The sequence below is a fragment of the Klebsiella sp. FDAARGOS_511 genome (assembly GCF_003812845.1).
Lineage (GTDB): Bacteria > Pseudomonadota > Gammaproteobacteria > Enterobacterales > Enterobacteriaceae > Klebsiella > Klebsiella grimontii.
The window spans coordinates 2,713,307-2,726,404 of the sequence record NZ_CP033824.1; the positions used below are offsets into that span (position 1 = coordinate 2,713,307).

At 56.1% G+C, this 13,098-nt stretch carries 11 protein-coding genes and 2 tRNA genes; all 13 read right to left on the reverse strand.

The window, feature by feature from the left end; all coding sequences use genetic code 11:
• Nucleotides 1–7: 7 nt before the first annotated feature.
• Nucleotides 8–83: transfer RNA gene (locus EGY08_RS14030), tRNA-His, on the reverse strand.
• 55 nt (nt 84–138) lie between these two features.
• Nucleotides 139–215: transfer RNA gene (locus EGY08_RS14035), tRNA-Arg, on the reverse strand.
• Nucleotides 216–317: 102 nt separating this feature from the next.
• Nucleotides 318–1,703: a bifunctional threonine/serine APC transporter ThrP gene (gene thrP / locus EGY08_RS14040; RefSeq protein ID WP_004127426.1), complete on the reverse strand. Its 1,386-nt coding sequence runs from the start codon at nt 1,701–1,703 to the stop codon at nt 318–320.
• Between the two features lie 240 nt (nt 1,704–1,943).
• Nucleotides 1,944–2,684, reverse strand: coding sequence for a lipopolysaccharide N-acetylmannosaminouronosyltransferase (gene wecG, locus EGY08_RS14045; protein ID WP_049115423.1), 741 nt, complete (start codon nt 2,682–2,684; stop codon nt 1,944–1,946).
• An 11-nt stretch (nt 2,685–2,695) separates the two neighbouring features.
• Nucleotides 2,696–4,042, reverse strand: coding sequence for an ECA oligosaccharide polymerase (gene wzyE, locus EGY08_RS14050; RefSeq protein WP_123828596.1), 1,347 nt, complete (start codon nt 4,040–4,042; stop codon nt 2,696–2,698).
• Entirely contained in the window at nt 4,023–5,117 is a 1,095-nt protein-coding gene (locus EGY08_RS14055; protein ID WP_123828597.1) for a TDP-N-acetylfucosamine:lipid II N-acetylfucosaminyltransferase, read from the reverse strand. Before EGY08_RS14055 ends, wzyE begins: the two co-directional genes overlap by 20 nt.
• A complete protein-coding gene (wzxE, locus tag EGY08_RS14060) occupies nt 5,114–6,364 on the reverse strand; it encodes a lipid III flippase WzxE (RefSeq protein WP_087828784.1) in 1,251 nt (416 codons plus the stop codon). Before wzxE ends, EGY08_RS14055 begins: the two co-directional genes overlap by 4 nt.
• Nucleotide 6,365: 1 nt before the next feature.
• On the reverse strand, nt 6,366–7,496 hold the full coding sequence (gene rffA, locus EGY08_RS14065) for a dTDP-4-amino-4,6-dideoxygalactose transaminase (RefSeq protein ID WP_004127411.1): 1,131 nt from the start codon (nt 7,494–7,496) through the stop codon (nt 6,366–6,368).
• 4 nt (nt 7,497–7,500) lie between these two features.
• Nucleotides 7,501–8,175, reverse strand: a complete 675-nt coding sequence (gene rffC / locus EGY08_RS14070) for a dTDP-4-amino-4,6-dideoxy-D-galactose acyltransferase (RefSeq protein WP_123828598.1) — start codon at nt 8,173–8,175, stop codon at nt 7,501–7,503.
• A gap of 78 nt (nt 8,176–8,253) precedes the next feature.
• Nucleotides 8,254–9,516, reverse strand: a complete 1,263-nt coding sequence (gene wecC / locus EGY08_RS14075) for a UDP-N-acetyl-D-mannosamine dehydrogenase (protein WP_004127406.1) — start codon at nt 9,514–9,516, stop codon at nt 8,254–8,256.
• Nucleotides 9,513–10,643 (reverse strand): non-hydrolyzing UDP-N-acetylglucosamine 2-epimerase, encoded by a 1,131-nt coding sequence (gene wecB, locus EGY08_RS14080; protein WP_004127395.1) that lies wholly within the window; start codon nt 10,641–10,643, stop codon nt 9,513–9,515. The genes wecC and wecB overlap by 4 nt, the downstream gene beginning before the upstream one ends.
• Nucleotides 10,644–10,699: 56 nt before the next feature.
• On the reverse strand, nt 10,700–11,746 hold the full coding sequence (wzzE, locus tag EGY08_RS14085; protein WP_032741993.1) for an ECA polysaccharide chain length modulation protein: 1,047 nt from the start codon (nt 11,744–11,746) through the stop codon (nt 10,700–10,702).
• Between the two features lie 21 nt (nt 11,747–11,767).
• Nucleotides 11,768–12,862, reverse strand: a complete 1,095-nt coding sequence (gene wecA, locus EGY08_RS14090) for a UDP-N-acetylglucosamine--undecaprenyl-phosphate N-acetylglucosaminephosphotransferase (protein WP_004127391.1) — start codon at nt 12,860–12,862, stop codon at nt 11,768–11,770.
• Nucleotides 12,863–13,098: the final 236 nt, after the last annotated feature.

The following is a 13,098-nucleotide window of genomic DNA, read 5'->3' on the forward strand; positions in this document are numbered from 1 at the left end:
TAAATAATGGGGTGGCTAATGGGATTCGAACCCACGACAACTGGAATCACAATCCAGGGCTCTACCAACTGAGCTATAGCCACCACTGCAAATCTTTTACGCGGTATTGAAACCACCGCAGCTCCAGCACCGGGTAAATGGTGCGCCCGACAGGATTCGAACCTGAGACCTCTGCCTCCGGAGGGCAGCGCTCTATCCAGCTGAGCTACGGGCGCTTAGCGCCGTTGCGGGGTCGGATAATACGGACTTCCTACCCCGCTGTCTAGTGCCTTTTTAAAGAAAATTATCGTTTGCTCATGCTTTGTGCGTTTTGTTGCTTATTGCGCCACATTATCAACATTCCCGCGTCGACCAAGGCCAAATACCTTATAAATAAGCGTCACGGCGGCAAGGAAAATCATTCCGACAAAGAGCGACATACGCGTATCGTCGTTAAATCCCATCCCTATCAGTACGCAAACCAGGAACGCCATAGTCAAATAGTTTGCCCACGGGAACAGCAGCGAGCGAAACGGATGGCTGGCCATGGCTTCTTTATGCACAAGACGAAAACGCAGCTGGCTAATCAGAATCACAAACCACGGTACCATCCCCGGCAGCACGCTGGCGCTGTAGACGTAGACGAAAACCCGCTGTGGATTAGGGATAATGTAGTTCAGGCACGAACCGACCAGCAGAATCAGGATCGACAGCGCCACGCCCGCCGAGGGTACGCCGTTGCGCGAGACTTTGGCGATGGCCGCGGGCAGCTGACGATTCCTTGCCAGCGCGTAGAGCATGCGTCCGCAGCTGTACATTCCGCTATTACAGCCGGAAAGCGCCGCCGTGAGCACCACAAAGTTAATAATACCTGCCGCCGCGGTGATGCCGATTTTGGCAAAGGTCAGTACGAACGGACTGCCGTTGGAGCCAATCTGATCCCACGGGAAAATAGTGACGATAACGAAAATCGCCCCCACGTAGAAAATCAGGATTCGCCACAGCACTTTTCCTACCGCGCTGCGCAGCGTGACCTGCGGATTCTTCGCTTCACCGGCGGTAATGCCGATAAGCTCGACGCCCTGGTAGGAAGCGACCACGATACACAGCGCCGTCAGGAAGCCCTTCCAGCCGCCGGCGAAGAAGCCACCGTGCTCGGTCAGATTGCCAAAGCCAATAGCGTGCCCGCCGTTGCCAAAACCAAAGAAAATAACGCCCAGCCCCACCACAATCATCACAATAATGGTGGTGACCTTAATCATAGCGAACCAGAATTCAATTTCACCGTAGAGCCGTACCGCCGCCAGGTTCGCCAGCGCCACCAGCCCGACCGCAATCAGCGCCGGTATCCACTGGACCATATCCGGGAACCAGAACTGGACATAGACCCCGATAGCCGTAATTTCCGATATCCCGACCGCCATCCACATAAACCAGTAAGACCATGCGGTGAGATAGCCGAAAAACGGGCTCATATAGCGGTGGGCATAAACGGCGAACGAGCCGGTTACCGGTTCGAGGAACAACATTTCGCCCATCGAACGCATGATAAAGAAGACAAAGAGCCCGGCGATAATATACGCCAGCAGAACCGAAGGTCCGGCCCACTTAAGCGTACTTGCCGCGCCCATAAATAACCCCACGCCAATCGTGCCGCCAAGAGCGATTAGCTCAATGTGTCGCGCCTCCAGTCCCCGCTGAAGTTCCGCTTTTTTCTCAGTCATATAACCTCTTGTGTTTGCCCTGCTCCGGGTTTAAGCGCATCCCAACCAGGATGTGTCTATACCGGTTATTTTTATGAATGAATAAAATGGAATAGCCCTGCCTGCGCGACGGTCAACTGACCGTCGCGTTTTAAGCATGCGAATGGTTAATGAATTTGAGGGAAATGGCAAATAAAGTATCAGACGAGTGAATACATTACACAGAATACCCAGGTAAACCCGCCCGCTTGCAGTGGAATGTCACAGCTTATCGGTGTAATACCAGCGTAAATAACGCAGCAGGCGCGCCTGCCTTTTTATTCGGCTCGGCTGCGAAACCAGGCGATAGAACCACTCCAGACCCAGGTCCTGCCAGAACTTCGGCGCCCGCTGCACGTGGCCGGTAAAGACATCGTAGGTGCCGCCCACGCCCATATACAGCGCCTGCGGATAAACGTCCCGACAGTCGCGCATCAGGATCTCCTGACGCGGCGAACCCATCGCCACCGTGACGATCTTCGCCCCACTATCGCGGATACGCTCAAAGAGTGCCTGACGCTGGTCAGCGGCAAAATAGCCATTCTGGCTTCCAACGATATTCACGTTCCAGCGCTGGCGAAGCTGCTGCTCCGTTTGCGCCAGCACCTCGGGCTTACCGCCGATCAGAAATACCGGCGTTCCCTGAGCGCCTGCGCGCGCCATTAGAGCTTCCCATAAATCAGCGCCGGCGACGCGCGACACCTGCGACTGAGGGTATTTTTTACGTAGTGAGCGTACTACGCTGATGCCGTCAGCATATTTGAATTCTGCGGCTTCAATCAGCGCCCGAACCTCGGGGCTGTCTTCTACCGCCAGCATCTTCTCTGCATTAATCGCCACCAGCGTCCCCGTACGGATCTCGCCGTCGGCGTACAGATAATCCAGAGCGTGTTGCATATCGCGCCAACCAATGAGTTGTAGCCCTCTCAGCAGATACAACGGCGCGGATGTGGTCTCAGTCATGTACACCCTTATCAGACTTGAGGTTGCGTCAGCGGTTTAGCCCGCTTATGAATCAGCCCCACGCTATCCAGGAACCAGTACAGCAGTTTTGCCGCCAGCAGGCAGATCCCAAAGATGACGAGGAAAAAAACCACGCGGGAACCGAATGAATCCAGCCCTTCACGCGCCAGCACGATCATGTTGAAGATAGCGCCAAAACAGAAACTGTGCAGGATCGCCGCTTTATAGCGGTTCGTCTCCCGGTTGCCAAGCTCGTACAGCCAGTCAAACCATTTAATGATCAGCCCAACCGCCACCGCGCCCAGCGGGACGAACCAGACGCCGCCCATCACCACCAGCGAGCCAATCAGGGTCGGCGAAATCGCCAGGCCAGAATGGTTATTCAGCACGTCCCAGGTGAAATAGTTCGCGGTATTGAGCACCATTGTCGGACGACCGTGCCACAACCAGCTGGGGATAAAGACGTAAAAATCCCGGATGATGGGCGCCAGCCCCTGGAACTCGATCTTGTCGTAGTTTTGCAGCAGCAGGGCCAGGTTTTCCCACGGCGAGAAAGTATCGCGGGTCAGATAGAGGAAAGTATAAAACGCCTCATCGCCGCTGACGTTCATGCCATAGCGCTTGAGGGCCAGCCAGAACATACCGACGATACCCAGCACGCCCGCCGCCGCCAGCATCCACAGGCTGATCCAGCCGCGAATGATGCCGATAAACAGGAAAATGGCAAAAGCGATGATAATGTTCGCCCGGGTGCCGCCAACGATGGCGTAGGTCAGCAGACCAAAGGCGACGGTGCTAACGAGGAAGAATATCCACGCTTTATAATCCTGACGCAGAAAATAGACCACCAGCATTGCCGGGATGAAAAAGTAGAAGAAACGCTTTAGCGCCACGCCGGAGACTTCGCTGGAGAATATCTGGCTATAGGAGTTGAGTTTGAATAACAGGAATCCGTTATGCGCAAAGAAGATGCCGACGCAAAGCAGCGCCAGCCCGAGTAAAATGCCCCAGGTCAGATGGGTCTCCACGCGATTCATCGTAAACAGCGGACGATGCGGATGGCCGTGCGCCGCCGAGCGTAGCCGCGTTTTGTAGGTGCCGTAGTAAACCGCATAAAAACAGACGGAAACCAACAGAGTTTGCAGCAGAATTTCCGGCGGGGCGACCGCGACGTCAAAGCGGAACACCAGAATACTGGTCAGCGGGAAGCCAAAGAAAAAGGTCAGCAGAAACAACAGCGAGAAAAAGACGTTGAAGTTGAAGCGTACGCGACGAAATTCAAAGTACGTGGCGGTGGCGATAAAGAGCGTCGACAGCAGCCAGACCAGCAGCAGCCCGCTAAATTGCATTAATGTCATGCATCCCCCCCGCGGCAATCCGCAACGCGCGTCGCCAGCCCGTCAGATAATTCGGACGGAAGAAGGCGATCTGATTTTTATCCACACCGGCCAGCTGGCGCTGTGCTTCACGCACAACGCTCACGTCCAGCGCATCGCGGGTAAAGAGTACCGGAATATGCTGCTCCGACATATCCTGCCAGAAGGGATTATCCCGATTCAGCACGCAAGGGATGCCCGCCTGAATCAGCAGGCACAGCGTGCCGATACCCTGCTGACGGGCAAACAGGAAGTAGCCAAGATCGCAACGACGCAGCAGGGCCAGATAGTCATCAAACGCCAGCTTATCGCCCAGTACCTGAAGATGCTGCGGGCTGAACAGCGCCGCGCCGGCCGCGCGAACTTCATCGATATAGTCACTATTGTTGGCCGGATAGCCCATCGGCACGACGACATTGACCGTATCGCCGAACTGCTGATGAATCGCACGCAGCGCGGCGATGTGCTCATTGCTACGATCGCCGGAATTCCCCACCAGAATAGTCAGCGTGTCACCGCGCGGGGCGCTATCGGCGAGCGAATTCAGCGCCGGATCCATACGGGTCGGGAAGTAGAGCAGCTCACCCGGCACGCCCGAATGGCGGGCGGCGAACCAGCTCAGATCGCCGCGGGTAGCAAACACGCGCCCTACCCGGCCCTGCGCCATGCGCCGCAGGGGATAGAACAGACGAAACTTCAGGCTGGCGGAGTTCTCATACAGGTCCGCCCCCCAGATATGCCAGTTAAACTGCGCCGGGCGGATCCCGCCGCTGAGCAGCGCCAGCCACAGGCCGGTATTGAACTGGCCGTGAAAGAAAAAGCGCTGCTGCCGGTTCGCTTTTGCCAGCGCGATAACCGCCTGCGCCAGCGACTTTTTCCCCGGATAACAGCTGATGGAGAGCGCGGGATAGGCTGCGCGGATCCCTGTCTCCTCACCGACGACCATAAATATACGCGCCTGCTCGTCATCGACGGCCAGCTCATCATTAAAGAACCGCAGCACGGTCTGGTTGTGGTGCGGGATATCCGATCCCAGTACATGTATCAGTGCTGTCATGCCCGTTTACGCCAAAGTAAAAACACGCCGCTACAGAGAGCGAAATAAACAATATAGGTAGCCATATACGCCTGCGCCGCGCCGATTGCGCCATGCGCCGGGATAAGCCAGTGCGAGAATGCGGTCAACAGCGTGAACTGGCTGATTTCCGTCAGAATATAAAAACGTAGCGAGGCTTTGGCGATCACCAGATAGCCATAAACATAAGCCCCGACCTTTAACACATCGCCCACCAGCTGCCAGGCAAACAGATCGCGCATCGCCGTAAAACGGTCGGAAAAAAGTAGCCAGATAGCGAAATCACGCAGCAGCCACACTGTTAAGCTTGCTGCCGCCACCGCCGGGAGAACAAATTTTAACGATTTGCTAATCTCGCGGGTGATATCCGCTTTCGCCGTTAGCCGGGACAATGTCGGTAACAGATAAACGCTAAATGACGCGGTAATAAACTGTAGATAGGCGTCGGAGATGCTGCTCACCCCTTGCCAGATCCCCACCGCGTCCCAGCCATAGTGGGCCGCCAGCAGGTTACGCATCATCACATAGGCAACCGGCAGCGTCACCGAGGTAATCAGCGCCATCAGGGTAAATTTCGATAGCTGCCCCGCCAGGCCGTTGTCCCAGCGCGGGCGCAGCGCGCTCAGCGGAATATTGCCGCGTCGCCACAGTACGAAGGCCGCCGGCACCACCACCAGCGCGGGCACCAGCGCCAGCCCCAACAATGCGCCCTGATAGCCGCCGAAACGGTAGCAGGCATAGTACGCCGCCACGCCAATCAGGCTCCCGGCGATAAGCGACAGCGCATTACCCGCCGCATCGCGAAAACCTTTCATCAGCGCTAACAAGAAATTCGCCCAGGCGATCCCCATCTGTACCAGGGCCACCAGCCGCACCAGGTTCTGGTAATGCTGATGGCCGAACAGCCCCTGGCTGATTGGCGCGGCCGCCAGCAGGAAGATCAGCGCCAACAGTGTAGAGAAACCCAGTACCATCGCCGAAGAGGTGCCAACGACGTTGTACAACTGCCGGCGATCGTCATGATGCTGGGCTACCAGCTTAGTGACGCCGTTAAATATCCCGGCCCCCGCCAGTACGCCAAGTACGGTCACCAGTTGGCGGAAGTTACCCGCCTGCCCCACCCCTGCCGGGCCGAACGACACGGCCAGCAGCTTAACCACCAGCAGACCGGCGCCGATTTTGACCAGCGTGGACGCCGCGGTCCACAGAGACGCTTTTGCCAGCGACATATCAGGAGAAATAGCTCAGCAGCGAGTTAATTACCGTGCGCTGGTTGACGTTCGACAGGTTGTAGAATAAAGGCAGACGCAGCAGGCGTTCGCTCTCCTGAGTGGTGTAGCGATCCGTCCCGTGGAACTCGCCGAAGGTTTCCCCGGCCGGGCAGCTGTGCAGCGGGATATAGTGGAACACCGCCAGAATTTCCGCCTCTTTCAGCCAGGCGATCAGCTTGCTGCGATCGTCAATATCGCGCAGCTTGATATAGAACATGTGCGCATTTTGCCCGCAGTCGGCAGGAACGATCGGCAGATCGATACGTCCAGCCCGCGCCAGCGGCAGCAGGGCATCATAGTAGTTCTGCCACAGCGCCAGGCGCTGCTGGTTAATCCGCTCCGCCGCTTCCAGCTGCGCCCACAGATAGGCGGCCTGTAAATCGGACATCAGATAGCTGGAGCCGATATCGCGCCAGGTATATTTATCCACCAGACCACGAAAAAACTGGCTGCGGTTGGTGCCTTTTTCACGAATAATCTCCGCGCGCTCGACCAGCTTGCGATCGTTAATCAGCGTCGCGCCACCTTCACCACCCGCGGTATAGTTTTTGGTTTCATGAAAGCTGAAGCAGCCAATATGGCCGATAGTACCGAGCGCCCGGCCTTTATAAGTCGACATCACGCCCTGCGCGGCATCCTCCACCACAAACAGATTATGCTTGCCGGCGATAGCCATAATAGTGTCCATCTCGCAGGCCACGCCGGCGTAGTGAACCGGCACAATCGCGCGGGTTTTCTCGGTAATGGCCGCTTCAATCAGCGTCTCATCGATATTCATGGTATCGCGACGAATATCAACGAAGACGATTTTCGCGCCGCGCAGCACAAAGGCGTTGGCGGTGGAGACGAAGGTGTAGCTCGGCATAATCACTTCATCGCCCGGCTGGATATCCAGCAGCAGCGCCGCCATCTCCAGCGAAGCGGTGCAGGACGGCGTCAGCAGCGCTTTCACGGTGCCGAAACGCTGCTCCATCCACTGCTGGCAGCGGCGGGTAAAACCGCCATCGCCGCACAGCTTGCCACTGCCCATCGCGGACTGCATATAATCAAGTTCGGTTCCCACCACCGGCGGCGCGTTAAATGGAATCATCATGTCACCTGTATAACCAGTACGCGGTGCTTTCGATATTCGCACCGCTAAGAATGTAACGTTTAAGCGCGGCGGTGTTACCCATCTGGGTCGCCACCCGCAGTGTCGTCAGCCCACGCAGCGCGGCCCAGCGCTGGGCTGCTTGCATTAATTCCGCTCCTGCGCCGCGTCCGGCCAGCAGGCCAATTCTCGCCTCGCGCTCGCTGAGCTGGCGCAGGGAGACAAACGCACGAATATCACCATCAGGGGCGCGAAACACCAGACACTGATGATCGAAAGTCCCACGCACCGCATTTTCAATCCACTGGGCATAGAAGCGGGCGCTGGCATCGGCTGCGTACCAGGGCGCGCGAAAACGGCTCTGCGCAAAGGCCAACGCCGCCAGTTCTCGCAGCCGGGGAATATCCACCTCGGTCGCCAGCTCGGCACCGCTATCATCTGAAGCCGCAGGCGAAAGCGCGAGATCTACCTCGCCCTCCACCAGCCGGAAGCCCAATGCCTGCAGCGCGTCCAGACGCGCAATATCATCCGCCGCGACTTTCGCCTGCACCCGCGACCATCCGGCCAGCGCTTGCGCCGTCAGCGGCGGCGCATCGTCGCCAAAACGTACGATGGCGCTATTGACGCCGAAGAAGCGGTTTTCCCATTCAAGGGGTTCAATACTGGCGCGGACGGGCATAAAACAGGTCTGTTAAGTTTTGATCGTGATGAAAGCGCGCGAAACTCCGGGCACCTTCGTCTTTGACCAGACGCTTTCTCACCGCCACACCCCTTTGGTATCGACGATAAACTGCTGGCTCACGCTGTCACCACTCATCGCTTTAAATTCTTTATGATCGACCAGCATCACCAGCACATCGGCGCTCGCCAGCGCTTCGTCAAGCGTCGCCAGAGCGCACAGTCCGTCGAGCTTTTTCGGCAGCTGATGAATATTTGGCTCAACGACCAGGGTTTCGCCGCCGTGCCAGCGGGCGATTTGCGCGGCAATAGCCATTGCCGGGCTTTCGCGCAGGTCATCAATATTCGGCTTAAACGCGAGGCCAAAACAGGCGATTTTTAGCTCGCTGGCGCGTTTGTTGCTCACCGCGAGACAGTCGGCGACTCGCGCTTTCACCTGGTCGATTACCCATTCTGGTTTGTGGTCGTTGACTTCACGCGCGGTCCGGATAAGTCGAGCTTGCTGCGGGTTCTGCGCCACGATAAACCACGGGTCGACCGCGATACAGTGGCCGCCAACGCCCGGGCCCGGCTGAAGAATATTGACGCGCGGATGACGATTCGCCAGGCGAATCAGCTCCCAGACGTTAATCCCCTGATCGGCGCAAATTAGCGAAAGTTCATTGGCAAAAGCGATATTAACGTCACGGAAGCTGTTTTCAGTCAGCTTACACATCTCGGCAGTGCGCGAGTTGGTCACCACGCATTCGCCTTCAAGGAAGATTTTATACAGCTCGCTAGCGCGGGCCGAGCACACCGGCGACATGCCGCCAATCACGCGATCGTTTTTAATCAGCTCAACCATCACTTGCCCCGGCAAAACGCGCTCCGGACAGTAGGCAATATTGACGTCAGCCGCTTCGCCAGCCTGCTGTGGGAAACTCAGATCGGGGCGCATTTCCGCCAGCCAGCCAGCCATCTGCTCGGTTGCCCCCACCGGCGATGTGGACTCAAGGATAACCAGCGAGCCTTTCTTCAGCGTCGGCGCGATAGATTTAGCCGCCGATTCGACGAAAACCATATCCGGTTCGTGCAGATCTTTAAACGGCGTCGGCACCGCAATAAGATAGGCGTCGGCTTCTACCGGCGCGGTAGTGGCGCTCAGGTAGCCCTGTTCGACCGCCGTTTTGACGACGCTCGCCAGATCCGGCTCCACGATATGAATTTCTCCACGGTTAATGGTCTCCACGGCGTGTTGATTAATATCAACGCCGACCACCCGCTTTTGCCGGGAGGCGAACGCGGCAGCGGTTGGCAGGCCAATATATCCAAGGCCAATCACTGAAATGGTAGAAAAATTCATAGCGTTACCTGATTATTTTTAAGTGCAGACAAAATACGATGACACGCTTGTCCATCGCCGTACGGGTTATGCGCCCGGCTCATGGCCTGATACGCGGACTCATCTTGCAGCAAGCGCGTGACTTCATTGACGATGCGTTGGCTATCGGTGCCCACCAGGCACACGGTGCCCGCGCTAACCGCTTCCGGACGCTCGGTCATGTCACGCATCACCAGCACCGGCTTACCGAGCGATGGCGCTTCTTCCTGGATACCGCCGGAATCAGTCAGGATCAACCATGCGCGATTCATCAGCCAGACGAACGGTAGATAATCCTGCGGCTCAATAAGCATGACGTTCTCAACGTGGCCGAGAATACGCTTAACCGGCTCGCTGACGTTCGGGTTCAGATGAACCGGATAGACGATTTGTACGTCCGGGTTGTTAGCGGCGATCTCCGCCAGCGCATGGCAGATTTGCTCAAAACCACGGCCAAAGCTTTCCCGACGGTGCCCGGTGACCAGAATCATCTTTTTGCCGTTGGCGAGGAAGGGATAGCGCTGAGTCAGCTCGTTGCGCAGGACTTCATCGCTCAACACCCGGTCGCGCACCCAGAACAGCGCGTCAATAACCGTATTGCCGGTTACCGCGATCCGATTGTCGGCGATGTTTTCCCGCAGCAGGTTCTGCCGCGAGGTTTCCGTCGGCGCAAAGTGGTACGTTGCCAGATGCCCGGTCAACGTACGATTCCCCTCTTCCGGCCACGGCGAGCTCAGATCGCCCGTACGCAGCCCGGCTTCCACGTGCCCTACCGGAATGCGCTGATAAAAAGCGGCCAGGCTTGCCGCCATCGTCGTGGTGGTATCGCCATGCACCAGCACCACGTCCGGCTTAAACGACTCCAGCACCGGCTTTAAGCCCTCAAGGATACGGCAGGTAATCTCCGTCAACCCCTGGCCCGGCTGCATAATGTTAAGGTCGTATTCCGGAACAATAGAAAAAAGTTTCAACACCTGATCGAGCATCTCCCGATGCTGCGCGGTCACGCAAACTTTCGCCTCAAAATGAGGATCCTTTGCCAGCGCATGAACCAGAGGCGCCATTTTGATAGCTTCTGGTCTCGTGCCAAATACCGTTAGTACTTTCACATCGATTCTCTTCGATTAGGTGATAAAGGCTGAATGTCCTTCACCACGGGCCGCATTCACTGGACACGGCGACGCGATAACGCAACGCCTGCGCCGATGAGCGCGCCCACAATCCCCCACATCACCATCAGAAACACGCGGCGCGGGCTATCGCGTTTTACCGGTTCTTCAGGCGTTCGCAAATACCTGTAAGTCTGAAAACGCGGATCCAGGGTCGGCCCAACGTTTAATGTCGTTAGCATGGCGCGGCTTTGGTCATAATCAAGATCGTACTCCGGCCCCACCGCCTGCAGGTTTTCCAGTCGGGCCTGCAGCATCGGCCGTCCCAGTAAAAACAGCTCTGAATCCGGCAACTGGTCTGGTGGAATATCGGTTTCGCTGCGGGAGATATTGTGCTGCTGGGCGACTTTCAGCGCCTGTTCCACGCTATGCATGCGACGATTGAAAATCTCTCGCGCCACCTCTTCCTGACGCTTCACCTGCGCTTTCATCTGGATGGTACGCGCGGCCCAGGCGCCTTTAAGCTCGTCATTCAGATGCCCTGCCGCACGCTGGCTGGCGAAAGCCACATACTGGCGCAGCAGATTATTGGCATCCGGCGCGGTTTCTGCCGTCAGCTTCACGCTATCGTTGATGCTTTTTAGCGCATCGCCGGGCATAAACTGGATATCGTTAATCAGGTCATCCAGCAGAGCGGCATCGGCGCGAGCGTTACCCGACTGGCGCTGCTTGTAGTAGTCCGTTTGCAGCCAGAAGTCGCGGCGGGTATCCCATGACGCCTGCTGCATGATGAACTCTTTATAAGCTTCATCCATTACCGAAGGCTGATCGACCGAGACGAGATTGGCCTTGATATCGAGATTGCGTAAAAACTGCTGTTGCGAATAGTATCCCCCCAGCATGTTTACCGTTGGCCGATCGGTAATCGCCGTCGCGCTCCACTCCTGGCGAGCAAAAAAGGTATAAACCAGAACAACCAGTGCAAAGAGCACTGCGATACCTGCTATCCAGCTTTTTCCTGCCCATAAGGCGCGAAACAGCCCGCGAATATCCAGCTCATTCTCAACGTTCACTGTTTGTGCTCCCGGTAATGGTTGAGTCATCACGTCCCCAGATTGATTTGGTTAATTTGGATTATTGCCGCTGTGTCGCCGAATTCTGCGTCTAATACGTTTAACCATGCGCGCCACTTTCCAGGCGCGTTTAATGCAGTAGCCATAAAGAAAGAAGGCTACCAAAAAGAGTATTAACATCACCCATTCCGGCACAATGCGGGTGTATTCCGCCACCACGCCAACCAGAGCCAGCAGCGCGGCGGCCAGAGTGATCAGGACAAACGCCTGGCGGGAAGTAAACCCTGCGCGCATGATTAAGTGATGAATATGCTGACGGTCCGGGGAGAATGGACTCATCCCTTTACGCAAGCGACGGTACATAATCGCCACCATATCCATCAATGGGATAGCAATAATCCACAGCGCCGTGACCGGGCTAATAGGATGCGTCTTTCCCTGCGTGGTCTCCAGCAGGATCCAGATGATAGTGAAGCCAATCATGGTGCTGCCGGCATCACCCATAAAGACCTTATAGCGACGGCCAAGCGCACCGAGGTTAAGTAAAATATAGGGCAAAATGGCGGCAATCATCGCAAAACACCACATCGCCAGGCTGTACTGGCCATCAAACCACAGGATGATGCCCGTTGCCGCGAAAGAGACGGAGGACAGGCCGCCAAGCAGCCCATCAATACCATCTACCATATTGAAAGCATTGATCGCCGCCCAAACGGCGAACAGCGTGAGGAAGAAGCCAAAGGGGCCGAGCACCAGCTCCCATGAGCCGAATATAAAACCGAGGCTACTAAGATGAAGATTTCCCACCATCATCATAATGACGGCGATAGCGGCCTGAATAACCGCGCGAATTTTTACGCTGATATCAAAGCGGTCGTCCAGCGCGCCGACCAGCACAAGCACCCCGGCACACCCCAGGTATAACCTTGCGTGGGGAATGTAATAGTCGGCGATGGCAAACGTAAAACAAATACCTGCGAAAACTGAAATACCACCAACTAACGGAATCAAACCCTGATGCCGTTTGCGATAGTTAGGTTTATCCACCAGCCCAACTCTTTTTGCCGCCTTGCGAGCGATAAATATAAACAGGGTAGTGAATAAGAAAATACTGATTAATTCAGTAATAGCAGTGAGTAAATTCACAACGCATGTGCTCTCAGCATAGTTAATCCGGGAAGTATAACGATGATGCCTCAACTCCAGAAGGGGCAAAGCAGAACATTACAAATTTATTGTAGAAATTTTAGACTGTTAAAGCTGTCTCTGCCTGCCATCATCCTGCACACATCATACGTTAACACCCATTTTGTTTTCCCTTGCTGGATCATACAAACCCGGAAAACAAAACGCCACGCAATAGCGTGGCGTTTTCTGGCATT